The 23,599-nt window shown below is 68.4% G+C and carries 19 protein-coding genes; 11 read left to right on the forward strand and 8 right to left on the reverse strand.

Annotated features, from left to right (window positions below; translation table 11 throughout):
• Nucleotides 1-123: 123 nt before the first annotated feature.
• The gene (gene murJ / locus Van01_RS09690; RefSeq protein ID WP_204004276.1) at nucleotides 124-1,869 is read right to left on the reverse strand and encodes a murein biosynthesis integral membrane protein MurJ; all 1,746 of its coding nucleotides are present in this window, start codon (nucleotides 1,867-1,869) and stop codon (nucleotides 124-126) included.
• 126 nt (nucleotides 1,870-1,995) lie between these two features.
• Here murJ and Van01_RS09695 point away from each other — a divergent pair, with 126 nt between their 5' ends.
• The 3 genes from Van01_RS09695 to Van01_RS09705 all read left to right on the forward strand — a co-directional run bounded on the left by Van01_RS09695 (nucleotide 1,996) and on the right by Van01_RS09705 (nucleotide 6,360).
• Nucleotides 1,996-3,456: a CCA tRNA nucleotidyltransferase gene (locus tag Van01_RS09695; protein ID WP_204004294.1), complete on the forward strand. Its 1,461-nt coding sequence runs from the start codon at nucleotides 1,996-1,998 to the stop codon at nucleotides 3,454-3,456.
• Between the two features lie 225 nt (nucleotides 3,457-3,681).
• Nucleotides 3,682-5,754 carry a S8 family serine peptidase gene (locus Van01_RS09700; RefSeq protein WP_204004309.1) on the forward strand — a complete coding sequence of 691 codons (2,073 nt, stop codon included), beginning with the start codon at nucleotides 3,682-3,684 and terminating at the stop codon, nucleotides 5,752-5,754.
• Nucleotides 5,755-5,880: 126 nt separating this feature from the next.
• The gene (locus Van01_RS09705; RefSeq protein ID WP_204004312.1) at nucleotides 5,881-6,360 is read left to right on the forward strand and encodes a methylated-DNA--[protein]-cysteine S-methyltransferase; all 480 of its coding nucleotides are present in this window, start codon (nucleotides 5,881-5,883) and stop codon (nucleotides 6,358-6,360) included.
• 170 nt (nucleotides 6,361-6,530) lie between these two features.
• Here Van01_RS09705 and Van01_RS09710 read toward each other — a convergent pair whose 3' ends face one another.
• Together Van01_RS09710 and Van01_RS09715 are read right to left on the reverse strand one after the other, a co-directional pair.
• Complete coding sequence (locus Van01_RS09710) at nucleotides 6,531-7,610, reverse strand: inositol-3-phosphate synthase (protein WP_204004555.1); 1,080 nt, start codon at nucleotides 7,608-7,610, stop codon at nucleotides 6,531-6,533.
• 23 nt (nucleotides 7,611-7,633) lie between these two features.
• Nucleotides 7,634-8,272, reverse strand: a complete 639-nt coding sequence (locus tag Van01_RS09715) for a PadR family transcriptional regulator (protein ID WP_204004315.1) — start codon at nucleotides 8,270-8,272, stop codon at nucleotides 7,634-7,636.
• Nucleotides 8,273-8,446: 174 nt separating this feature from the next.
• On the opposite strand from Van01_RS09715, the gene Van01_RS09720 reads away from it, so the two are divergent.
• The 3 genes from Van01_RS09720 (at nucleotide 8,447) to Van01_RS09730 (ending at nucleotide 12,755) form a co-directional block, all read left to right on the forward strand.
• The gene (locus Van01_RS09720) at nucleotides 8,447-8,908 is read left to right on the forward strand and encodes a DUF5318 domain-containing protein (protein WP_204004318.1); all 462 of its coding nucleotides are present in this window, start codon (nucleotides 8,447-8,449) and stop codon (nucleotides 8,906-8,908) included.
• A gap of 196 nt (nucleotides 8,909-9,104) precedes the next feature.
• Nucleotides 9,105-11,978: a transglycosylase domain-containing protein gene (locus tag Van01_RS09725; protein ID WP_204004336.1), complete on the forward strand. Its 2,874-nt coding sequence runs from the start codon at nucleotides 9,105-9,107 to the stop codon at nucleotides 11,976-11,978.
• Nucleotides 11,979-12,206: 228 nt separating this feature from the next.
• Nucleotides 12,207-12,755, forward strand: coding sequence for a DUF2690 domain-containing protein (locus Van01_RS09730; RefSeq protein WP_204004339.1), 549 nt, complete (start codon nucleotides 12,207-12,209; stop codon nucleotides 12,753-12,755).
• Nucleotides 12,756-12,914: 159 nt separating this feature from the next.
• On the opposite strand, the gene Van01_RS09735 is transcribed toward Van01_RS09730, so the two are convergent.
• Both Van01_RS09735 and Van01_RS09740 read right to left on the reverse strand, forming a co-directional pair.
• Nucleotides 12,915-13,463 (reverse strand): DUF2690 domain-containing protein, encoded by a 549-nt coding sequence (locus tag Van01_RS09735; protein ID WP_204004342.1) that lies wholly within the window; start codon nucleotides 13,461-13,463, stop codon nucleotides 12,915-12,917.
• Nucleotides 13,464-13,682: 219 nt separating this feature from the next.
• On the reverse strand, nucleotides 13,683-14,438 hold the full coding sequence (locus tag Van01_RS09740) for an AfsR/SARP family transcriptional regulator (RefSeq protein WP_204004345.1): 756 nt from the start codon (nucleotides 14,436-14,438) through the stop codon (nucleotides 13,683-13,685).
• A 501-nt stretch (nucleotides 14,439-14,939) separates the two neighbouring features.
• Here Van01_RS09740 and Van01_RS09745 point away from each other — a divergent pair.
• Nucleotides 14,940-16,472, forward strand: coding sequence for a glycosyltransferase family 87 protein (locus Van01_RS09745; protein ID WP_204004363.1), 1,533 nt, complete (start codon nucleotides 14,940-14,942; stop codon nucleotides 16,470-16,472).
• Nucleotides 16,473-16,487: 15 nt separating this feature from the next.
• On the opposite strand, the gene Van01_RS09750 is transcribed toward Van01_RS09745, so the two are convergent.
• Both Van01_RS09750 and Van01_RS09755 read right to left on the reverse strand, forming a co-directional pair.
• A complete protein-coding gene (locus Van01_RS09750) occupies nucleotides 16,488-18,848 on the reverse strand; it encodes an ICP22 family protein (protein WP_204004365.1) in 2,361 nt (786 codons plus the stop codon).
• On the reverse strand, nucleotides 18,845-19,636 hold the full coding sequence (locus tag Van01_RS09755) for a deoxyribonuclease IV (protein ID WP_204004368.1): 792 nt from the start codon (nucleotides 19,634-19,636) through the stop codon (nucleotides 18,845-18,847). Before Van01_RS09755 ends, Van01_RS09750 begins: the two co-directional genes overlap by 4 nt.
• A gap of 507 nt (nucleotides 19,637-20,143) precedes the next feature.
• Here Van01_RS09755 and rpsF point away from each other — a divergent pair.
• The 4 genes from rpsF (at nucleotide 20,144) to rplI (ending at nucleotide 21,783) form a co-directional block, all read left to right on the forward strand.
• A complete protein-coding gene (gene rpsF / locus Van01_RS09760; protein ID WP_013736576.1) occupies nucleotides 20,144-20,434 on the forward strand; it encodes a 30S ribosomal protein S6 in 291 nt (96 codons plus the stop codon).
• 98 nt (nucleotides 20,435-20,532) lie between these two features.
• Nucleotides 20,533-21,042, forward strand: a complete 510-nt coding sequence (locus Van01_RS09765) for a single-stranded DNA-binding protein (RefSeq protein ID WP_093409371.1) — start codon at nucleotides 20,533-20,535, stop codon at nucleotides 21,040-21,042.
• Nucleotides 21,043-21,083: 41 nt separating this feature from the next.
• Entirely contained in the window at nucleotides 21,084-21,323 is a 240-nt protein-coding gene (gene rpsR, locus Van01_RS09770; RefSeq protein ID WP_007073789.1) for a 30S ribosomal protein S18, read from the forward strand.
• 13 nt (nucleotides 21,324-21,336) lie between these two features.
• Nucleotides 21,337-21,783 carry a 50S ribosomal protein L9 gene (gene rplI / locus Van01_RS09775; RefSeq protein WP_204004371.1) on the forward strand — a complete coding sequence of 149 codons (447 nt, stop codon included), beginning with the start codon at nucleotides 21,337-21,339 and terminating at the stop codon, nucleotides 21,781-21,783.
• Between the two features lie 77 nt (nucleotides 21,784-21,860).
• On the opposite strand, the gene Van01_RS09780 is transcribed toward rplI, so the two are convergent.
• Nucleotides 21,861-23,516 carry a hypothetical protein gene (locus tag Van01_RS09780; RefSeq protein WP_204004375.1) on the reverse strand — a complete coding sequence of 552 codons (1,656 nt, stop codon included), beginning with the start codon at nucleotides 23,514-23,516 and terminating at the stop codon, nucleotides 21,861-21,863.
• Between the last annotated feature and the right edge of the window lie 83 nt (nucleotides 23,517-23,599).

Genomic DNA, 23,599 nt, shown 5'->3' on the forward strand with positions numbered 1-23,599 from the left:
CCTTCCGGTTGGTTATCCACAGGCCGATCCGCCAGTTGAGCGGCGGCGCGCGGAGTTATCCACAGGCGCATCCCCAGCCTGGTGATCCGCTGTCACTCTGGGTGCACGTCGATCGGTGCGGGTTCAGCGACCGAGTCGACGACGGACCATCCTGACCACCTCGGTGATCTCGGAGATCCGCAGCACGGTCGCCAGGCCGAGGTAGGTACCGCCGATCACCGCGCCACCGACCACCAGCTGCACCATCGCCTCCAACCAGCTCGGCGTGTCGCCGCCGGGCAGCAGGACGACCACCAGCAGGCCGACGAGCGCGGCACCGACCGCCGCGACGGTCACCCGGCCGAGGGTACGCAGGATCGCGCCCAGCCCGATCCGACCCACCCGGGGGCGCAGCAGCCAGGCCGAGGCGATGGCGGCGGCCAGGTAGGAGACGGTATTGCCGATCATCATCCCGGCACCCGCGAAGCTCGGCGAGAAGACCAGGAAGAGCGCGATCTGCACGCCGACCCGCAGCGCCACCACCGGAATGTTGATCAGTGCCGGCATCCGGGTGTCCGGCAGCGCGTAGAAGGCGAAGGTGAAGAGCTGACTGATCGCGAACGGGACCAGTCCGATCGCGGCGACCAGCAGCACCGTCGACGTGGCTACCGCGTTGTCAGCGGTGAAGGCCCCGTAGCGGAAGACCACCACCGAGATCGGGGTGGCCAACACCGCGTAGCAGACCGCGATCGGGGCGAGCACGGCGCTGACGGTCCGCGTACCCCGGCTCAGGTCGCTCGTGAAGTCGCGGAATCGGCCGTCGGCCGCAGCCGCGCTCATCCGGGGCAGCAGTGCCGTGATGATCGAGACGGCGATGATGCCGTGCGCCATCATCAGCAACAGGAAGACGTTGTTGTAGATCAGCAGGCCGGCGTTCTCCTCGCCAGCCGCGCGGGTGAGCAGGTTGACCACCACGAAGAGTCCGAGCTGGTTGACAGCCACGTAGCAGAACATCCAGCCGCCGAGTCGAGCCAGCTCGCTCAGCCCGAGCTGCCGGAAGTCGAACCGCAGCTTCCACCGGAAGCCGACCTTGCGCAGCGCCGGCAGCAGGCCGGCGGCCTGCACCGCCACGCCGAGCAGCGTCCCCCCACCGATCAGCAGAACCTGGTTCAGCCCCACGTCGGCGGGCTGCCGGGCCTGGGCGCCGAAGACGACGATGTACGTGCCGAAGGTGGCGATAGCAACCAGATTGTTCAGGATGGGCGCCCACATCGGTGCCGCGAAGTGGCCCCGGGTGTTCAGGATGGCCGCGATCAGCGCGCTGATGCCGGTGAAGAAGAGCATCGGCAGCATCAGGTACGACAGCTTGGTGACCAGGCCGGTGTAGTTGTCGTCCTTGCCGCTGGCGTAGAGGCTGGTGAGCACCGGTGCCGCGATCACCGCGATGAGCACGGTCGCGGCGAGGGCGACCACCGCCAGGGTCAACAGCCGCTGCGCGTACGCCTGGCCCCGGTCCGAGTCCAGCTTGCTCCGGCGGACCAGCACCGGGATGAGCACGCTCGTCAGGATGCCGCCGAGCAGGAACTCGTACACCTGCTGCGGCAGGAACATGGCGGTGGTGAAGACGTTGCCGATCAGGTTGCCGAGCGCCGCGCCGATCATGAGGTTGCGGAGGAAACCCGTACCCCGGCTTACCAGGCTGCCGACCGCCATGATCGCGCTGTTGGCGGCGACGCTGCTCTCCGCCACCTGCTCCTGGGGCGGCGCGACCGCCTCGGCCGCCGGCTGGTTCAACGGCTCGGCGGAGATGAACGTGGCACCGTCACCGGGCCGGCCGCCGGCCGCGCCGCCCTGCTGGGCGTTCGCGCTGCGGTAGAGCCCGCCGCTCATCTGTTGCCTCCAAGGGGTAAGCCGGAGCCGGCACCGGCCCACACGCCACAGACCTTAGTCAACAGCCGTCCGTTACCCGCGCCCGGCGGAGGAGATGCGGCTCAGGACCGATAGGCTGCGGATCCGATGTCCGAAGCCGCCGCATCCCACGCCACCGACCGCCGCGATCTCACCGCCGCGCAGCGCAACGCCGTCGCCGAACTGCTCCGGGTCTCTCCGGTGGCCGACGAGCTGGGCCGCCGGTTCGCCGCCGCCGGTCACGAACTGCACCTCGTGGGCGGTTCGGTACGCGACGCCCTGCTTGGCCGGCTCGGTGAGGACCTCGACTTCTGCACCGACGCGCACCCCGACCAGACGCTCGACATCGTGCGGGGCTGGGCGGAGGCGATCTGGGAGACCGGCCGCGAGTTCGGCACCATCGGCTGCCAGCGGGGCGGTCTGCGCCTGGAGATCACCACCTTCCGGGCCGAGTCGTACGACCAGGTCAGCCGCAACCCGGTGGTCGCCTACGGGACCAGCCTCGTCGAGGATCTGCGACGGCGGGACTTCACAGTCAACGCGATGGCGGTGAGCGTCCCCGAGCACCGGTTCACCGACCCGTACGGCGGCCTGGCCGACCTGGCCGCGAAGATCGTGCGTACCCCGGGCACGCCCGCCGAGTCGTTCAGTGACGACCCGCTGCGGATGCTGCGGGCCGCCCGTTTCGCGGCGCAGTTGCGCTTCGCGGTCCACCCGGACGTGCGGGCGGCCATGACAAGCATGTCGACCGACCTGGACCGGATCACCGCCGAACGGATCCGCGACGAGTTCACGAAGCTGCTCTGCGGCGCGGACCCGATATCCGGCCTGCGGCTGCTCGTCGACACCGGGCTGGCCGAGCGCTTCCTGCCCGAGCTGACCGGGCTCAAGCTCGAGATCGACGAGCACGCCCAGCACAAGGACGTCTACGAGCACACCCTCACGGTGGTCCGCAACGCCGTCTCGTACGAGGAGGACGGAGCGGACTTCATCCTCCGGATGGCCGCGCTGATGCACGACGTGGGCAAGCCGGCGACGAAGGCGATCGGCCCGGACGGGCGAGTCAGCTTCCACCACCATGAGGTGGTCGGTGCGCGGCTGACCAAGATGCGGATGAAGGCGCTGCGCTATCCGAAGGACGTCACCGCGAAGGTCACCGCACTTGTCGCGCTGCACCTCCGCTTCTACGGGTACGGACGGGGCGAGTGGACCGACTCGGCAGTGCGCCGGTACGTCACCGACGCCGGTGACCTGCTGCCCCGGCTGCACAAGCTGACCCGGTCGGACTGCACCACCCGCAACCGGCGCAAGGCGGCCCAACTGGCGGCGGACTACGACGCGCTGGAGGAGCGGATCGCCCGCATCGCCGCCGAGGAGGACCTTGCCCGGGTCCGGCCCGACCTCGACGGCAACGCGATCATGGAGCTGCTGGGTGTGCCACCCGGTCCGGTGGTAGGACGGGCCTGGAAGTACCTGAAGGACCTGCGGCTGGAGCGTGGACCGTTGGATCGCGACACGGCCGAGGTGGAGTTGCTGCGCTGGGCCCGCGAAGAGGGCATCGTCAGCTGACCGCAGCCTGATCGGCGAGGGCCCTCCACTGCGGATGACGCAGGCCGTGACGGTCGATACGACGAGACGCTTACGTTTCGACCGAAAGGTTGACGCGGCTCTCTCGATGCTCATTCATGATGTTGGAACGTTCGCAGTCCGCTGCTCGGCAGCCGGAGCCGGACGATTCAATGTTTGTCCGACCGTCCATCGGACACGGTCGACGACCGACGGGGGTAACACCTAGTGAAACGCCGTGGCGTACTGCGCCGCTCGGCGGCGGCGGGGCTCGCCCTCGCCACCGCCTCGTCCATCATCGGCGTCGTCTCCGGCGGTGCCGCGACGGCAGCCCCATCCGACCAGGCCCGGCCCGAGGTGCTCGGCACCACGGCCGCCGGCATCGTGCCGGACCGCTACATCGTCGTACTCAAGGACCGTGGGGCCACCTACAGCTCGATCCGGGCGACCGCCTCGGCGCTGACCCGCGCCAACGGTGGTGCCGTCCGGATGGTGTTCGGCAACGCCCTGACCGGCTACTCGGCCAGTATGAACAAGCGGCAGGCGGAGAAGTTGGCCGCCAACCCCGCCGTCGCGTACGTCGAGCAGGTCCGGCGACTGTCGGCCAACGCGACCCAGAGCAGCCCGCCGTCCTGGGGCCTCGACCGCCTCGACCAGGCTTCGGCGAAGCTGAACAAGACCTACAAGTACCCGAACACCGGCAGCAAGGTCACCGCGTACATCCTGGACACCGGCATCAACGTCAAGCACCAGGACTTCGGCGGGCGGGCCAGCATGGGCTACGACGCCATTGAGCCGCCGCCGGCCGAGCCGACCGACCCGGGGGCGGTGCAGGCAAACGCGAACGGGGACTGCAACGGCCACGGCACGCACGTCGCCGGCACCGTCGGCGGCGCGAAGTACGGCGTAGCCAAGGGCGTCAAGCTGGTCGGCGTACGGGTGCTCGACTGCGAGGGCTACGGCACCACCGAGCAGGTTCTCGCCGGCATCAACTGGGTGACCACCAACGCCAAGAAGCCGGCAGTGGCAAACGTGAGCCTCGGCGACGTCACGGCCATCCCGTCCATCGACGAGGCGGTGAAGCGCTCCATCACCTCCGGCGTCACCTACGCGATCGCCGCCGGCAACGCGTGGATGGACGCCTGCAAGGCGTCGCCGGCGCGGGTACCGGATGCGATCACCGTGGGTGCGACCGACCGGGTCGACATGCGCGCCTGGTTCTCCAACTACGGCAAGTGCGTCGACGTGTTCGCCCCCGGGGTGAGCATCGTGTCGGCCCGGCACGACAGCAACACCGGCAGCGTGGGATACAGCGGTACCTCGATGGCGGCCCCGCACGTGGCGGGCGCGGCGGCGCTGCTGCTGCACAGCAACCCCACCTGGAAGCCGAAGCAGGTGCGTGACCGGATCGTCACTACCGGCATCGCCGGCGTGGTCTACGACACCAAGGGGTCGATGGACCGGCTGCTGACCGTGGGTTCGGTGACCCCGGTCCGCAACTCGTACGGCTTCAAGGCACTGTCGAACGGCAGGTACGTCACCGCTGCCAGCACCACCAAGGCACTTGTCAACAACGGCAAGAGCATGGGTACCGCGCAGCGGTTCGACATCGTCAACGCCGGTGACGGCCTGGTCGCGCTGCGCTCGAAGCAGACCGGCCGCTACGTGGTGGCTCCGAGCAAGGGCACCAAGCCGCTTATCGCCAGCCACAAGACGATCGTCACCCCGGCCAAGTTCACGATCGTGAACCACACCGACGGCAAGGTCAGCCTCAAGGCCAAGACCAACGGGAAGTACGTGACGGCGTCGAAGACGGGTACCTCGGTGCTCCGGGCGAACCGGACAAGCATCGGCACCAACGAGAAGTTCACCCTCGAGGCACCGGCGCCGGTGATCAGCATCAGGTCCAAGGCCAACAGCAAGTACGTGGTGGCCGCGAGCAGCACCAAGCCGCTTGTCGCCAGCAGCAAGACCGTCACCAAGTCGGCGAAGTTCCAGATCGTCAACCGGGGCGACGGCTTCTTCGGCCTCAAGGCGCTGTCCAACGGCCGGTACGTGACGGCGGCGAGCCAGGGCACCAAGCCGCTGATCGCCAGCAGCAAGACGCTCGGACTCTGGCAGACCTTCGACTTCGTCGACTACAACGGCGACGGAACCGTCTTCTTCCGGGCCAGCGACGACCAGGCGGTCTCCGCCGGGGCGTCCGGCACCAGCAAGCTCATCTCGAACAAGACGATCAGGTGGACGGCCTTCGAACTGGGGCTGGGCAAGGGCGAGAAGTTCACCGTCTCCGCCGCCTGATCAGTACGCGACCGATCCGGTGCCCGCCGGAGCTCCCGACAGCTTGGGACGCTCCGGCGGGCTTCGGCCGTTCCGGGGACCGTACGCCACCTGACCCCGGGCTGCTGTCGGGTGGACAATGGCGGGATGCGTTGGACGGTGCTCGACTCGCCGATCGGTGAGTTCTCCGTGGCCACCGACGGGGACAGCGTCTGCGGGACGCACTTCGGCCCGGTTGCCGAGGGGACCACCGAGCCGGCCGACGAGACCTCCCGGCGGGCGGTGACGGAACTGCGGGCGTACTTCGCCGGGGAACTCACCGACTTCGGTGTGTCGGTGACCGTGCCGCGCGGCTCCGAATTCGAGCGGGCGGTGTGGCGGGAGATGACCCTCATCCCGTACGGCGAGACACTGACCTACGGTGAGGTCGCCCGGCGGGTCGGTGATCCCGGAGCGGCCCGGGCGGTCGGCGTGGCCTGCAACCGCAACCCGATTCCGGTGATCGTGCCGTGTCACCGCATCATCGGGGCCGGCGGGAAGCTTGTCGGCTTCGGTGGCGGCCTGGACCGCAAGGTCAAACTGCTGGAGCTGGAAGCCCGGGTGGCGCTGCAACGCGCCTGGTCCTGATCAGTCGGTCACGACGTGCGGCAGGTCGGGCGGTCAGACCGGCGGTTGGGCGCGACATGCCGTACGTCGCGACGTCCACCGCGTACCTGATGACGCCGGCCTGCGCAGAGACGGCGAGGGCCGGGTCCGCATGGACCCGGCCCTCGCCGGTGTTGCTGATGGTCAGCGCGTCAGCGCTCGATCTCGCCGGCGATGTACGCCTCGACGGCGGCGTGCGCGTCGTGGTCGGCGTACTGCACGGGCGGGGACTTCATGAAGTACGACGAGGCCGACAGGATCGGGCCGCCGATCTTCCGGTCCAGGGCGATCTTCGCGGCCCGGACGGCGTCGATGATGACACCTGCCGAGTTCGGCGAGTCCCACACCTCGAGCTTCAGCTCGGCGTTGAGCGGCGTGTCACCGAACGAGCGGCCCTCCAGGCGGATGTACGCCCACTTGCGGTCGTCCAGCCACGGCACGTGGTCGGACGGGCCGATGTGCACGTCGCTCTTGGCCATCTCGTGCGGCACCTGGGAGGTCACCGACTGGGTCTTCGAGATCTTCTTCGAGACCAGGCGGTTGCGCTCCAGCATGTTCATGAAGTCCATGTTGCCGCCGAAGTTGAGCTGGTACGTACGCAGCAGCTCGACGCCCCGGTCCTCGAAGAGCTTCGCGAGCGCGCGGTGCACGATGGTGGCGCCGACCTGGCTCTTGATGTCGTCACCGACGATCGGCAGGCCCGCGTCGGTGAACTTCTGCGCCCACTCCGGGTCGGAGGCGATGAAGACCGGCAGGGCGTTGACGAACGCGCAGCCGGCGTCGATCGCGGCCTGGGCGTAGAACTTGTCGGCCTGCTCCGAGCCCACCGGCAGATACGAGACGACCACGTCGACCTGCGCGTCGCGCAGCGCCTTGGCCACGTCGACGGGCGTGGCGTCCGACTCCTCGACGATCTCGCGGTAGTACTGGCCGAGGCCGTCGAAGGTCGGGCCGCGCTGCACGGTGACGCCGGTCGGCGGCACGTCGCAGAGCTTGATGGTGTTGTTCTCGCTGGCGACGATCGCCTCCGCGAGGTCCATGCCCACCTTCTTGGCGTCGACATCGAACGCCGCGACGAACTGCACGTCAGAGACGTGGTAGTCGCCGAAGGTGACGTGCATGAGACCCGGGACGCGGTCGTTCGGGTCGGCGTTCCGGTAGTACTCGACGCCCTGTACCAGGGACGAGGCGCAGTTACCCACACCGACGATGGCGACGCGGACGGAGCCCATCGCGTGTGCCTCCTTCTTCTCTGTCACGGCCGCTCTGTCCTGGTCTCACCAGGCGGAGGCGGGCTGTTGTCTTCTCGTGGGCCGCCGGCCGTCCCGTCGTTCGGGACCGTCGGGGCACGGCCGGAGCGCTCGTTTGCGATGAGCTCCTCCAGCCAGCGGACCTCACGCTCACAGGCCTCCAGGCCGTGGCGTTGCAGCTCCAGGGTGTACGCGTCGAGGCGCTCGGCCGCCCGGCCCAGCATGTCGCGAAGCCCTTCGCGACGTTCCTCGATCGTGCGGCGGCGACCTTCCAGGATTCGAAGTCGGGTCGCCCGGTCGGTTCGGGAAAAGAACGCGAAGTGCACACCGAAGCCGGTGTCGCCGTAGGTCTCCGGCCCGGTCTGTGCGATGAGCTGGGCGAAGCGCTCTTTTCCTTCCGCGGTGATTTCGTAGACCACCCGACCTCGTCGGCTGGTCAGCGCGGGAACCTCCTCGGCGGTGGCGGGTGTCTCGTCGGCCTCAGTGATCCATCCCGCCGCCTGGAGCCGGCGCAGGGTCGGATAGAGCGAGCCGTAACTGATGGCGGCGCGGATCGCCCCGAGCTTGGCGGTGAGCTCCTTGCGCAGCTCATAGCCGTGCATCGGAGCCTCCTGCAACAGGCCGAGGATGGCGAGTTCGAGCACCGGCCACCCTCCCTTTACCCTGTGCGTGGAGCGCTAACCGCCACGATGTATCGGGCCGATACATCGCACCGTAGCGTCTCGTTCCAGTCTGGGCAAACCCCCGTTCTGATGTCCTGCGGTCACGGATCGTCACGGTGGTCGCCTCGTCAGAAGAGACCGCGTACCCTTTCCCGCATGCGTACGCAGCGCCAGGTCGTCGACTACTCGCTTCGAAAGCGAGCGGCGCTGCGTGAGCTCCTCGCTGGCCGCGTCGGCACCTATGACCTGTGCGACGCGTCGCCCTACCTGAAGAACGCCGCTCGGTTCCACGGCGAGGCCACCGACGAGCGGTGCCCGATCTGCCGCAGCGAGAACCTGACGCTCGTCCACTACATTTACGGGGACGAACTCAAGCAGTCTGCCGGCCAAGCCCGTAATGTGGCTGAGCTGACCATGTTGGCAATGACGCTGCGTGAGTTCCAGGTCTTCGTGGTGGAGGTGTGCCTCGGCTGTGACTGGAACCATCTCGTCGAGCAGTACCTGCTCGGGCGGGACGGTCTGACCGGTGTCGCCGACGGCGACCCGGAGCATGGTGAGGCGAGCGGCATGACCGCCGACGGAACGGCTGTCCGGCGAAGGCGAGAGGCGCAACGGTGATACGAGCTCGATCGGCCGGCCCCGGTCGCGTGCCACGCGGCTGGGGTGACCGACGGCTTGTAGGTCTGAATGGTCCGATTGATGCGGATCTGACGCCGCGACCACGGCACCCCCATGCCGTGCTCGCGGGTGTCCTAACTCACGGCAAACCGGTGGCGGTGCGAACGCGCCCCACCGCGACGGCAGGGTGTGAGGAATGAACTCGTACGGCGATCCCAGCTCCTCGCGCGGCCGGGCCTGGATTCCGGGCCAGGACGAACCGGGGCAGGCGGACGACGCGTACCGCCGCCCGGGTGGTGAACCGCGCGGAGTCCACTGGTCAACCGGTCCGGAGGTCTCCGGTCCGTCGGCCCGTGCCTCGGTCGGCGGACGTGCCTCGGTCGGCGGCTCGGCGAGTGTTCCGCCGCGTGGCGGGTCCACCGGCGCGGCACCTGTCGGCCGGGCCGGCCCGGGCCGTGCCTCCGTGCCGGGTGCCCCCGGTCGCGCTTCGGTGCCGGTGTCGCCGGCTGGGCCGGGTCGCGCCTCGGTGCCGGTCTCGCCCGCACCAGGCCGCGCCGGCCGGGCTTCGGTGCCGGTGTCGCCGGCCGCCCCGGGTCGTGCCTCCGTCGGTGCTGCCGCTGTCGGCGCGGCGTCGGCCGGTCGGGCGAGCGTCGGTTCGGCGTCCGTCGGCGGTGTCGGCGGTCGGGCCGCGGTGGCCCGGGCAAGCGTCGGTGGCCCCGGCGGGCCGGGCGGTCCCGGTGGACCGGGTGGACCGACCGGGCCCGGTCGCGGTGGCCGTGACCCGGGTGCGGTGGCCCGAGCCCGCAAACGCAAGCGGATGAACATGCTGATCGCCGGCTTCGCGGTGTTCATCATGCTGGCCGGTATCGGCGTGGTCGGGTTCACCTACTACTCGACGAACGTGGTGCTGCCCAAGGAGATCCCGCTGCCGCTGTCCACCACTGTCTACGCCAAGGACGGCAAGACGGTGGTGGCCAAGCTCGGCAACGAGAACCGCACCTTCGTCACCATCGACAGCATCCCGCAACACGTGCAGGACGCTGTCGCCGCCGCCGAGGACCGCAACTTCTACCGGCACTCGGGCGTCGACTACAAGGGCATCGCCCGGGCCGCCTGGAACAACCTCTCCGGCGGCGACAAGCAGGGCGCCTCGACCATCACCCAGCAGTACGCCCGTAACGCCTACGAGAACCTCCAGGACGACAGCTACGCGCGGAAGGTGAAGGAGGCGATCCTCGCCTCGAAGCTGAACGACAACTTCACCAAGAAGCAGATCATGGAGAACTATCTCAACGTGATCTACTTCGGTCGCGGTGCGTACGGCATCGAGGCGGCGGCCCAGACGTACTTCAACACCACCACCAAGAAGCTCACCCCGGCCCAGGGGGCGGTGCTCGCCGCGCTGATCAAGCAGCCCGTCGCCAGCGCCACCCACAAGGGCTTCGACCCGGAGACCAACGAGGTCGACGCGAAGTCCCGGTGGGAGTACGTCATCAACGGGATGGTCGAGGAGGGTTGGCTGGGCGTCCCGGGCAAGCCGGAGCGGCCGACCGAGTACCCGAAGGTCGAGAAGTCGAAGAAGAACAACGGCTTCGGTGTCGCCTCCCCGCGCGGCAACGTCATCAACTACGTCCGGCAGGAGATGGAGCAGTGGGGTCTCTGCTCCAACTACGGTGCCGAGGGCAAGCCCAACTGCGTCGACGAGTTGCGCGAGGGCGGCTACCGGATCACCACCACCATCGACCCGAAGATGCAGAAGGCGCTGGAGGAGGCGGCCCAGCCGGACCGCAAGGGCTCGGTGATCAAGGGACACCCCAAGAATCTGATGGCGGCTGTGGTCTCCGTCGACCCGAAGACCGGCCGGGTGCTCGCCTACTACGGCGGTGACAGCGGCGCCGACTTCGACTACGCCGGCCTCAACACCGACCAGAACGGCAATCTCGTCGGCGGCCACCCGCCAGGCTCGTCGTTCAAGGTCTACACCCTGGCTGCGGCGATCGACGCCGGCATCTCGGTGAAGTCGCACTGGGACGCCACCCCGTTCACGCCCGACGACTACGCCAACAAGATCCAGAATGCGGGCCGGAACGCCAGCTGCGCCAAGTGGTGCACCTTGCAGGAGTCGACGGTTCAGTCGTACAACGTGCCGTTCTTCCACGTGACCGAGGACATCGGTCCGGACAAGGTCCTCGACATGGCCCGCCGGGCCGGCATCCGCACCATGTGGGACGACAAGCAGAAGGCGTACGACCTGACGAAGGAGAAGCCCGAGAAGCTCGCGCCGAGCAAGTTCGACCGGGTGATCGGCTACGGCCAGTACCCGGTCACCGTGCTGGACCATGCCACCGGCCTGGCCACTCTCGCGAACAAGGGCAAGTACAACAAGGCGCACTTCGTCCGGACGGTGGAGAAGCAGAACAAGGCCACCGGCAAGTGGGACAAGGTGCCCGGCACCGGCGAGAAGCTCAAGCCGCAGCAGGTGATCCGACCGGAGGTCGCTGACGAGGTGACAGCGGTGCTCAAGGAGATCCCGGGCAAGAGCAACGCCAGCCTGGTGAACCGGCAGGCTGCCGGCAAGACCGGAACCTGGGAGTACAACAACACCGACAAGAACGCCCATGCCTGGATGGTCGGCTACGACGAGAACCTGGCCACCGCCGTCTGGATCGGCAGCCGCGACTCGAAGAAGCCGGCGATCGTGGACAGGAACGGCGACAACGTCGGCGGTAGCACAATCCCCGCCGCGTTGTGGAAGCGCTACATGGACGATGCGCTGAAGGGCTACGACCCATCCAACCTGCCCGACGTCACAGGGGTTGGCGATCAGGACGCCGGCAACGGCGACGAGCCCGCCCCGCCACCGCCCCCGCCGGGCGCCGGCAACCAGCAGAACTGCAACCCGGTCGACCTCCTCTGCCAGCTCGGCGGTGGGAACAACGGCGGCAACAACGGTGGACCCGGCGGTGACAACAACGGCGGCAACAATCCGGGTGGCCCACCTGGAAATGATCAAGGTCCGGGTGGCGAAGGCGGCGGTCTGCTACCGACAAGAACGCCGACCCGGGACTAGGACCTAGCTCCCACTGACGCTGCGGGCGGCCGGAGAACCTTCTCCGGCCGCCCGCTGTTGGTGTGCCGGGGAAGAGGTATCTGCGGTTTGAGGTAGGGGCGCGACCCTGACTGGACTCGTGACCGGCCCGTCGTCGAGGATCACCTGGGCGTTGATGGTGCCGTGATGGCGCGGTGATGGCGAACGTGAATACCTTGTCGCCCAACACCGGCTCATCAAGGGGACCGTATGCGACGACTACTACTCATCTCCGGACTTGTCTCGATCCTCGCGCTGGGTTGGAGCGCGGCTCCCGCCTCAGCCCAGGCAGCACGCGACCCGGCCGTCCTGGAGGCCGAGGCGGTGATCGCGGCTGGCGACGGGATCAGACTCGATGCGGTCACGCTTGCCAACACCGGCTGCGGATCTTCATGCGACAACAGGGATCCGAACACCTTCAAGATTTACTACGACGGCACCAGGTACTACACCTGTGCCGAGGATGCGATCACGCCGAAGCTGTCCAGCGGGTATGTGTACCGAGTGTCGAGTCCAGCAGGCAGCGTCGAACTGCGGTACAGCCCGCGATGCCGCACCGCCTGGGCGAGGACCAGCGCCGGATGGACGGCGTTCAAGGTGGTCAGCCGACACTTGAACGGCAACCACCGTAAGACGATCGAGGGCTATTCCGAGTACGGCGGCGTCTGGACCGACATGGTCAACGACGCCAACCTTGAGGCCAGCGCCTGTTACTGGCCGGCCAGTGGCACCGACTGGCACTGCACCCGCTGGTACTGACCGCTCGACCTGCCCGGCCAGCGAACCGGCGGTGAAGGCAGCGGCTCGCTGGCACCGACAACGACCTACCGCGATCAGTGCAGCTCGGGGATCGGAACCTGTCCGGTCCCCGGGCTGCACTGGTTGTGCCGGATCGAGCCGCTCAAGCGACCGGTCCGGTCAGTACTTGCTCGTCCACCAGGTGGAGGGACCGGCGCTGGCTTCCGCCCGAGCGAGCAGGTTGGCATCGTTGACCATCTGGGTGTAGAAGGCACCGGCAAAGCCGCTGTACGAGGTGCGGACCCGCCCGTCGAGGTAGTAGCTGCGTACCGTCGGGTAGTAGAAGTCGGAACCCACCCGCGCCCATGCGGTCCGGCACCGGGGGCTGTAGCGCAGTTCCAGGGAGATTCCGTTGTTGTTCGACGCGACAGTTTGTGCGTCGTCCGAGCAGTAGTGGTAACAGGTCGAACACCCGCTGTGGTAGATCTTGAACGTCGCGGGGTTCTTGCCGTCGCAGGTCGCGCCGCAGCCGGCGGACATTAGCTCGACCTCCGGGATCATCGTGGCTTTCGTCGGGTCGAGATCCTCGGCCTTGACTGTGGTTTCCGCAACTGCGGTTTCCGCTGCGGCAGGGGCTGGCGCAGCGACGGCTGCCTGCGGAGCGGCCAGGCCGGCGGCGAAGCAGAGTGCCAGCGTGGCGGCCAGCCGGGCGCTTCTTCTCTGGAACAAGGCGGTCCTCCAACTCGGATCGGATGCCGCGATGATTTCGATGCTTCCCACTGACACGTCATCGTCGGATCACCGTGGCCGCGCCCCGCCGGGAGGGCTCTGGTGGCACGGCCATCGGCCCACGGCGAGCAACCGCACGCGCAGTCCGGAGGCCGGGTGGGGGTCGGGATGTCCCGACCCCCACCCGGCCGCGAATGCCTCAGTCGGTGGTGACGAGCCTCAGCCGATCGCGATGGTCCTTATCCCGGGCTTGCGTAGCAGGCGGTGGTACAGATCCTCGACCACCGGTCCGGCGCTGATCCCCATCTCCCGGGCCAGCCGGGCACGCAAGCCACTGAGTACGCCCAGCGCCTCAGCCGTGCGGGAGCCGGCGTCCATGGCCTCCGCGAGCCGGCAGTGCAGACCTTCGTGGTAGGGATAGCTGCCGATCCAGCTACGCAGATCAGCTGTCAACAGCCGGTGTCTGTTGAGACTGAATTCCAGATCAACCAACGTCTCGATCGCCTTCAGGTGGTACTCCTTCCACCGCAGGGCCTCCATCTGAAGTCTGGCTGATTCGACGTCCTCCACAGGGGACCCACGCCATAGTTCGAGCCCTGACCGCAAAAGGCTGACAGCCTTTTCCGTGTGGTTGGAATTCACCGCGAAGGCTGCCTCGGTGCAGACTTTGCGGAACTTGAGTCCGTCGACCTGGTCGTCTGTCACGTGCAGCGTGTAGTGGTTTCCGTTGCGGTTGATTCGGGGTGCCTCGATGCCAAATCTGGCTCTCAGACTGCCCAGCCGATTCTGTACCTGCTGACGTGCGGTGACCGGTGGGTCGTCGTCCCACACCACATCGATCAACAAATCGATGTGGACGGGACGATTGGAGTTCAGGAGCAAGGTCGCCAGAATCTTGCGGTCCCGAGTCCCCGGAATATCAATTCCGGAAGAACCCACTTTCACGGTCACCGGGCCTAAAAAATTGAGTTCCAATTCACTACCCCCGTGCCTTCTTTCCGCCCACCTTCGTCGGGCAGTGCCCATGCTAGCGTAATATTCATGCGTGTCAAGACCCAGCTAACAGGGCAAACGTTTTGTATAGTTGTTCTAATTGGACTCCTTAATCGCCTCGGAAGATATGCAATGAGCACCTCATCGCATTATTTTGTACGACCTGGGCGATTGTTTCCGGGGGCGGTCTGCGATCGTCTCAGTGGTCGCCCTGCTCATCACCCCGGCGGTCCTGTTCCTCGTGCTCTGAACTCCGGTACTGGTCGCCGCCGGCCGTCGGCTCGTCAGTTGCGGCATGTCGGGGTTTGCGGTGCCAGGGATACCGCGACATGCCGCAGCCCGCGAGCGGCGGACGCCGGTTCCCGAGCGCCGGTCGCCGATGCCTCGGTGTCCGAAGTGCCCACGACACAGGCGACAGCGCCTCGGGGATTCGCTGTGGTTTCGGCTTCAACGCGGTCGCCGGATGCGGCAGGATGCACGGTCATGAGCACGAAGTCGACGCCCGGCATCGATGGACCTGATGTCCCCGATCACCCGTCCCGCTCCGACGGCTTCGTCCGGGGGCTTTCCGGACTGATCGGTGGTCCGCTCGGTGACCACGCGGTCGCCCGGGGTCGGCCGGTCGGCGCGGAGCGTCGCTTCTGGACGGCGGTGCGGATCGTCCTGGCGCTGACCTGCCTCACGCTGGCCCTGCACTGGGTACAGAAGTCACCCTGCCAGGACGGCGCGTGGGCGAACAACGAGCAGTACACCCGCTTCTGCTACACCGACGTCCTGGCGCTCTACTACGCCGAGCGGCTCAACGAGGGTGCTGTGCCCTACCGGGATCACCCGGTGGAGTACCCGGTACTCACCGGGTACTTCATGGGAGCGCTCGGGTTGCCTGTCCACTCGGCCGGCGCTGAGAACCCGGACATGAACCAGGGCCAGTGGTTCTACAACCTCAACGCCCTCGTGCTCGGCGCGCTGGCGGTGGTCACCGTCGCGGTGATTCTGGCGCTGCGCCGCCGGCGACCGTGGGACGCCGCGCTCTTCGCGCTCGCTCCCGCGCTGCTGCTCACCGCCACCGTCAACTGGGACTTCCTGGCCATCGGCCTTGCCGCACTCGGCCTGCTGGCCTGGGCGCGCTCCGGGCCGGGCCCGAAGGGGACACTGCTTGTCGCGCTCTCCGGAGTGCTGCTCGGGCTCGGTGGCGCGGCGAAGATGTGGCCGCTGTTCATTCTCGGGCCGATCCTGGTGCTCGCGTTACGTGCCAACCGGATCCGGGCCGCGCTGCTGTCCATCGTCACGGCAGCGGTGACCGTGGTGCTGGTGAACCTGCCGGTGGCGATTCCGTACCGGGACAACTGGAACCGGTTCTTCGAGCTGAACACCACACGTCCCATCGACTGGGGCACCTTCTGGTACATCGGCCGCTACCTGGACGGGAAGTTCGGTGACCCGGCAAGTGTCGGACCGTTCCAGTGGCTCGACGGCAACATCCCCACCTTGAATCACCTGTCGTACGCCCTGTTCGGGCTGGCCTGCCTTGGTATCGGCGCACTGGCGTTGCTGGCGCCGCGACGTCCCCGGCTGGCCCAGCTCGCCTTCCTGGTGGTGGCCGCCTTCCTGATCTTCAGCAAGGTCTGGTCGCAGCAGTTCGTACTCTGGCTGCTGCCGCTCGTGGTGCTTGCCCGGCCCAAGTGGGGGGCGTTCCTCGTCTGGCAGGTCGCCGAGGTCTGCTACTTCATCGCCTTCTACGGCCAACTGCTCGGCGCGTCGACAGGCACACCTGTCTTCCCGGAGGGCGTCTTCGTGCTGGCCGCGAGCCTGCGCCTGGCCGCCGTGATGGCACTCGTCGTCCTGGTCGTACGCGAGATCATGAACCCGGAGCAGGACGCGGTACGCCGCACCTACGTCGACGATCCGGACGGTGGCCTGCTCGACGGCGCCCCCGACGCTCCCTGGTTGGACCGATGGCGAAGCCGCCGTTCGACGGTTGAGCAGCCCCCGACGCCGGTAGCCACCACCACGTGACCACAACCGGCACGCTCAGAGGCGGAAGACGACGACGTCGTCGATCTCCTCACGGGTGATGCCGAGTCCGTCGACAGGCGCGTCGACGCTCACCTCCCACGGGGTGCCGGCGATCTTGTTGCGCAGCACCAGGACGTTGTGCACGCGCAGCGTGCGCAGGTAGTCGACGCTCGTCTGGTCGGGGAAGGTCATGGCGACCCGGCGTACGTCGTTGAGTTGGCGCGGGGTGAAACCGCTGCCGCCGTTGACGATGTCCTGGAACCGGGTGGTCGACCAGAGCATCACCGGCTGGTCATGGTTCTGCCCGCTGGGCAGGACGAGCAGCGGACCGTCGATCGAACGCATCGCCGCCGGCTGCGTCGGCACCACCGGATGGGGTGTGGTGTTGGTGCCCTCGGCGATGACAAGCAGCAGCGGTACCAGGGTGGCCAGGCGCAGCCAGGGGCTCGGCCAGGACGGAATCCGTTCGGCGGAGATTTCCCGGACCCGCTCGGCGTACGCGCTTACCGCCCCGGCCGCGAGCAGACCGAGCAGCAACGTGGCCCACAACATCAACCGGCCCGGTGTCCGGATGCCACTCCAGCCGGGCAAATGGTCGAAGAGTGGTACGTAGGTGAAGCGACCACCGAACAGCTCGGTGCCCATCGACAGGGCCATCGCGACAAGCACCCCGGCGAACAGCAGGAGCCGTTGGCGGACCTTCCAGACGGAGAAGAACAAGCCCCCGAGGGCCAGCGCGTACAGCACGAAGCCGGGCAGCAGCGTCATCTCCGGATGCCACGGCAACAGCGACCGGGCGCCCTCATGCAGGCCACCCCAGAGACGGGACTCGGCCGGGGCGGTGACGAAACCAGTCGCGGGCGGCGAGAAGACGGCGATGTCGTCGATCGTCCGCTCCGCGTTCGGATGCAGCTGCGCGACAGTGAAGTACGGGATGGCCATCAGGGCGCCCACCCCGGCGAAGATCAGCCCGCCGATCAGGTCTGCCACGAGAAGCCGCTGGCCGAAGGGGCGCTTGACCCGCCAGAAGATCCGCTTCACGTACCAGATGACGGCGGCCACCAGAACGATGCCGGCGAGCGCGTACGCGAACGGCAGACCGATACCGAACCCGAGGCTGAGCTGCCAGGCGGCCACCAGCCAGCCGGCGTACACCCAACCCTCGTGCCGACGCTCGGGCCGGTAGCCGTGCCGGAGCGACCAGCCGTGCCCTCGGGCCAGCATGGCCAGCGCCAGCGGAATGCCGCCGTTGGAGACCACGTGCAGGTGACCGGCCTGGGCAAGCAGCCACGGCGCGTAGGTGTAGGTGACACCGGCCACCGCGGAACCGATCCGGCTCGCGCCGAGCTGCCGGGCCAGCACGTACGCGCCGAAGGTGGCGAGGGCGTGCGCCAGCACGAACATGATGTTGTAGCGAACGAGGGCGGCCTCGGGGCCGCTACCGATCATTCCGGCCGGCGCGTACCCGAGCAGGGTGTCGGAGAAGGCGAAGCTCCACCGCTCGGGAAAGAACGCGTTGGCGTGCCACAGTTGGGCCGGCTCGGTCAGCAGGATGTGCCCGGACCAGGCCATCTGCCAGGCCTGGAGGCTCGGGTCCCAGTAGTCCTGCGGCAGCGTGTGTGCCGGGTAACGCAGTGTCGGCCAGGTCATCAGCACGGCCAGCGCCAGTGACCCGACGGCGGCCAACGTCCACTCGTGGATCAGGAGCCGGCCGAACCACCGGCCCAGGCGCCCGTACCAGGACGGGACCGGCTCGGGCGCGGGCCCGAAGGCGGACCATCGATCCGGCTTGCTGCCATCCTCTACCTGGCCGGCGCTGTCCGGCTTGCCGCTGCCGGCCTCGCCGGGCCTGTCGCCGCCGGCCTGCCCGGAGGGGCTGCGCTCGCCGGCGGGCTTGTCCGTGTCCCCGCCCGCGTCCTTGTCGGCGACCTTGGTCTTGTCGTCGGACTTACCCTCGTCGTCGGACTTGCTGCTGTCGGCCTTGCTGCCTGCGGCAGTGTCCTTGGCTGCGGCGGTCTTGTCTGCGACCGCGCCGCCAGCGGGCCCGTTCCTGCCCGCAGCATCGCTGCCCGCGGTGGTCCTGCCGTTCTCGTCCTTGCGGGCAGCGGTCGTCGCTGCGGCGGTATCCGTCGCTGTGCCTGCCGGCTTTCCCGGAGCATGGTCGGTGCCGGTGCTCTTCTCCGCCGGGCGAACCGCGTCGGCCGGACCGTTCGTGGTGGCCACGCCCGGGTCAGCCTTGTCCGAGGCGTTCGACCGGACCTCGTCGGCAGCGTCGCCCCGGCGCTCCGGGGCAGTGTCGGCGAGCGCCGACCCGTCGGTGGCTCGGCCGCGTGAGGTCGGCCTGCGGCCGCCGGGGGCGGACTGATCCGTGGTCATCGTGCCCCGGTCTCCCCGTCGAGCTGTCCGCGCAGGTAGGCGATGTCGCCGCCCTGCCCCTCGGCACCTCCGGGCGTCTCGACGATGACAGGTGCGCCAGCCGCGCGGATCACCGCGACCACGAGGTCCGGGTCGATGGTGCCGGCCGACAGGTTGTCGTGACGATCCCGACCCGACCCGAACCCGTCCTTGGAGTTGTTGGCGTGCACCAGGTCGATCCGACCGGTGATCGCCTTTACCCGATCGACCAGGCCGAGCAGTTCCTCCCCGCCGGCGTGGGCGTGGCAGGTGTCCAGGCAGAAACCGACCTCGTGGTCGCCTACCGCGTCCCAGAGCCGGGCGAGCGCATCCAGCCGTCGCGCGCAGGCGTTCTCACCGCCGGCGGTGTTCTCGATCAGAATCGGCAGCCCGAGGCCGCCGGACTCGGCGGCGTACGACAGTGCCTTGCGCCAGTTGTCGAACCCGGTCGCCGGGTCGTCACCGGCGTTGACGTGCCCGCCGTGAACCACAAGGCCCTTCGCGCCGATCGCGGTGGCCGCTTTCGCGTGCGCGAGCAGCAGCTTGCGGCTGGGGATCCGGATGCGGTTGTTGCCGGTGGCGACATTTATGACGTACGGCGCGTGCACGTAGACGTCGACGTCGGCGCTGCTCAGCGTTTCCGCGTCGGCGCGCGGCTGCGGAGTCTTCCAACCTTGGGGGTCGGAGAGGAAGAACTGCACGGCGTCCGCCGCTCGGGCGGTCGCCTCCGCCAGCGGGTCGGTCGGATCGACGTGGGCTCCGATACGCATGCAGGCGAGCCTACGTCCCGCCCCCGACGGCCGGGGCGACGCCCACTACCTGGTCGCGTCACCCTCGCCGACGGTAGTCGTTGATGCCAATGGATCCTCCGGTCAAGGCGACGCGGCCGGAACCGAGTAGTAATTTGTCGTTAATTCCGGGATTTGCCCCATGAAGCACAGCTTCCGCGATAACGTCAGGTAACAACGTGATAAAGCTCCGCGGGGCGTCTCCGGTCCAACCTCATCGGTGTGGTCGTTCCTCCCCAGGTCCCACCCAAGGAATGCGGACCAGGCGCCCCGCGGCCCCGTGGCCGGGGGTCCGTGCCGACAGCGACGTCGGCCGGGCCCCCGGTTCGCTGTGCCCCGTCACCTCGGTGATGGTGATCGTCCGGGCCGGGTATCCTGGTCCGGTTGTCCGTCCCCGGCCGGGTTCCCCTGGCACGGAGCGGGCCACGACGCACGACCTCCTGCCACGGAAGGACCGTGGCCGCATAGCCCACAGGAGGTGAGCACGTCTTGCGTCATTACGAGATCATGGTGATCCTCGACCCCAGCCTCGAGGAGCGCACCGTCGCCCCGTCGCTCGACACGTACCTGAACGTGATCAGGACCGCGGGTGGCTCGGTGGAGAAGACCGATGTGTGGGGCCGTCGTCGCCTCGCGTACGAGATCAACAAGAAGGCCGAGGGCATCTACGCCGTCGTCGACCTCCAAGCGACGCCGGAGGCGGTGGCCGAGCTGGACCGCCAGCTGCGGCTCAACGAGTCCGTGCTGCGTACGAAGGTCATCCGGCCGGAAATGCGCTAGCAAACCCACCCCGGCCCCACCCGGATCAGCCTCACCGTCGCTGTCAGAGGGTTCTGAGAACCTGTACGGCGAACGGATGAGCGCGCGAGGAGTTGGTCATGGCAGGAGACACCACCATCACGGTCATCGGCAACCTGACCGATGACCCCGAGTTGCGGTTCACCCCCTCCGGTGCCGCGGTCGCCAAGTTCCGGGTCGCCTCGACGCCCCGGTTCATGGACAAGGCATCCGGCGAGTGGAAGGACGGCGAGCCGCTGTTCCTTTCGTGCACCGTCTGGCGGCAGGCCGCGGAGCACGTGGCGGAGTCGCTCCAGCGCGGTGCCCGCGTGATCGTCTCGGGTCGGCTGCGTCAGCGGTCGTACGAGACCCGCGAGGGTGAGAAGCGCACCGTCATCGAGCTGGAGGTCGACGAGATCGGCCCGTCACTGCGCTACGCCACGGCGAAGGTGCAGAAGATGTCCCGGTCCGGCGGCGGTGGCGGCGGCTTCGGTAGTGGTGGCGGTGGTGGCCAGGGCGGCGGAGGCAACTTCGACGACCCCTGGGCTTCGGCCGCACCGGCCCCCTCCCGTTCGGGTGGCGGCAACTTCGACGAGGAGCCTCCGTTCTAATGGCGCCGAGCGCCCGTGATCGTAAACCAGGAGCAAGAGCAATGGCGAAGGCTGCGGCACTGCGCAAGCCGAAGAAGAAGGTGAACCCGCTAGACAAGGACGGGATCACCTACATCGATTACAAGGACACCGCGCTGCTGCGCAAGTTCATCTCCGACCGCGGCAAGATCCGCGCTCGGCGGGTGACCGGCGTCACCTCGCAGCAGCAGCGGCAGATCGCCCGTGCGGTCAAGAACGCCCGTGAGATGGCGCTCCTGCCGTACACCGCGACGGCCCGCTGAGAAAGGCACCGATATGAAGATCATCCTGACTCAGGAGGTGTCCGGGCTCGGTGCCCCGGGCGACATCGTGGAGGTCAAGAACGGCTACGGCCGTAACTACCTGCTCCCGCAGGGCTTCGCGATCGCCTGGACCAAGGGCGCGGAGAAGCAGGTCACGCTCATCAAGCGGGCCCGTTCGGCCCGCGAGATCCGCGACCTGGACCACGCCAACGAGGTGAAGGCACAGCTCGAAGCACTGAAGGTGACCCTCAAGGCTCGTGCCGGCGAAGGTGGTCGGCTCTTCGGCTCGGTCACCCCGGCCGAGATCGTCGACGCCGTCAAGGCGGCCGGCGGCCCGGCTCTCGACCGGCGGCGGCTGGAGGTCACCGGCCACATCAAGTCGATCGGGTCGCACCCCGTGCGGATCAAGCTGCACCCCGAGGTGACCGCCTCGTTCAACCTCAACGTCGTGCAGGGCTGAGTGTCCGGCTGACGAACGACACAGGGCCCGCACCGTCCACCGGTGCGGGCCCTGTTCGTGTGTGTCGAGTTTCCCGGTCAACCGATGGGCTGGCCGGTCACCGCGCTGATCATCACTGTGGAGAGACCGCCACCGACCACGGCGGCGGCGAGCGCCACGGTGGTCGGGCGCCAGGTCGTACCCACCCGGCGCAGCAGCGTCGCGATCGCCAGGCTGCTGGCCAGCGCCAGACCGAAGCGTGGCATCCCGCCCACCATCGCCCCGAACGCGCGCGCCCGAGGCGACTCACAGCCACCGCCACTGATGTCGGTCACGCACCCCACAGGTGGCGTCCCGTCCAGGGTCAGCAGCCAGACGAAGACCACTACCGCCGGCAGGACGTAACAGGCCGCGGTGTAGAGCAGGGGCAGCCAGGGGCCGCCCGGATCGGGGTCGAGCAGGTCGTCTTCCAGTCGGCGGTTCCAACTCGCGTTGCCCACCGACTCGATGCGCCGTCGTACCGCCGCGATGCCGACCGGCCGCGCCTGCGGGACTGCCGCCGCACGACGCCTGGGGGCCGGGCGGGGACGCGGTGCCGTGTAACCCACCACCGGCGACCGGGGCGCCGACGCGGAAGCATCCACCCAACGCGGATCGTCGCCGGCCAGTCGGGTGCCAGGCCAGAAGGTCTCCTGCGGTGGCTCCGGCTCAGGCTCAGGTCGGGCGCTCCACGACCCCTGCTGCGCACCGGGTGCGCCGCCCGAGCGGGGTCGCGCTGTCCGATCCCAGCGGTCCGGCTCGGAGTAGTCGTCCCACCGGTTGCGATCCCACTGCCGCTCCCGCCGGTCCAGCTCGGGATCGCGGTCCCACTGGCCCGTGCTGTCCGGCTCCAACCACTGGTCCGTCGCGGGTGACTGAAGCCACTGGCTCGTACTGTCGGCGTCCCAGGGGTCGGCCGGGCCGGACTCGGCACGACGGTCCAGACCTGCGGGTTGCTGCCAGGCGTGCAGACCGGAGGCATCCCACGGATCCACCGCCTGTCGTCGCGGCGCCGGCTCAGCCGCCCGCTCCCACGGTTCCGCCGCCCGTTCCCACGGATCCACGGCCGGGCCCGGTGCCGGCTCAGCCGCCCGGCGTCGACGTCGAGGTGTGGGGTCGGCGGCCGGCTCGGCGTCGGGCTTCTGCTGGTCGTCCTCTGCCAGGCCGGACCAGGTCACCTGGCGTTGGCGGGACTGCGCTCGACGTGGTCGGCTCTGCGGCGCCACACCCGAGACCGGATCGTCCTCCTCGGCCCGGCGGCTGCCGACGTACCCCTCCTCCTGTGGACGGTCGAAGGTCCACTCGCGGGTGTGGTCGGACTGCGGTGCCACTGCTGGTGACGGGGCGATGGCGCGGGGCGACGCCGCACGCCAGTCCGTCTCATCGGCTCGCCGGCTCCGGGCAGCCCGCGACGAACGCCCGCCGCCGTCTCCGTAACGCGGCCGGTCGTCATAGTCATCCTCGTCCGGCGCGGCGTGCCGACCGCCACCGTCGACGCTGCTGACACCCGACTCCAGTGCCCAGCGCGGCAGATAGGGCTCGGCCGGCTCGTCCTGCCCGCGCTCGATCGCCCGTCGACGGCTCGGAGTGCGATAACGCTCCACCGCCGAGTCGTAACGCCCGGCCCGTGAATCCTCGACGGGCTCGGCCCACGAAGCGGTCGGTCGCCGCTCGCGCGGACCGTCCTCCCCGCTTGCCCAGTCCCGGTAACTCACGGCCGGAGCGTGACCCTTCTCAACCGAAAGTGCAATCCGCTGTCCAGGTGTAGCCGTAGGCCACCGATCTTACGGGAGGTTCA

The sequence above is a fragment of the Micromonospora andamanensis genome (assembly GCF_016863495.1).
Taxonomy (GTDB): Bacteria; Actinomycetota; Actinomycetes; order Mycobacteriales; family Micromonosporaceae; genus Micromonospora; species Micromonospora andamanensis.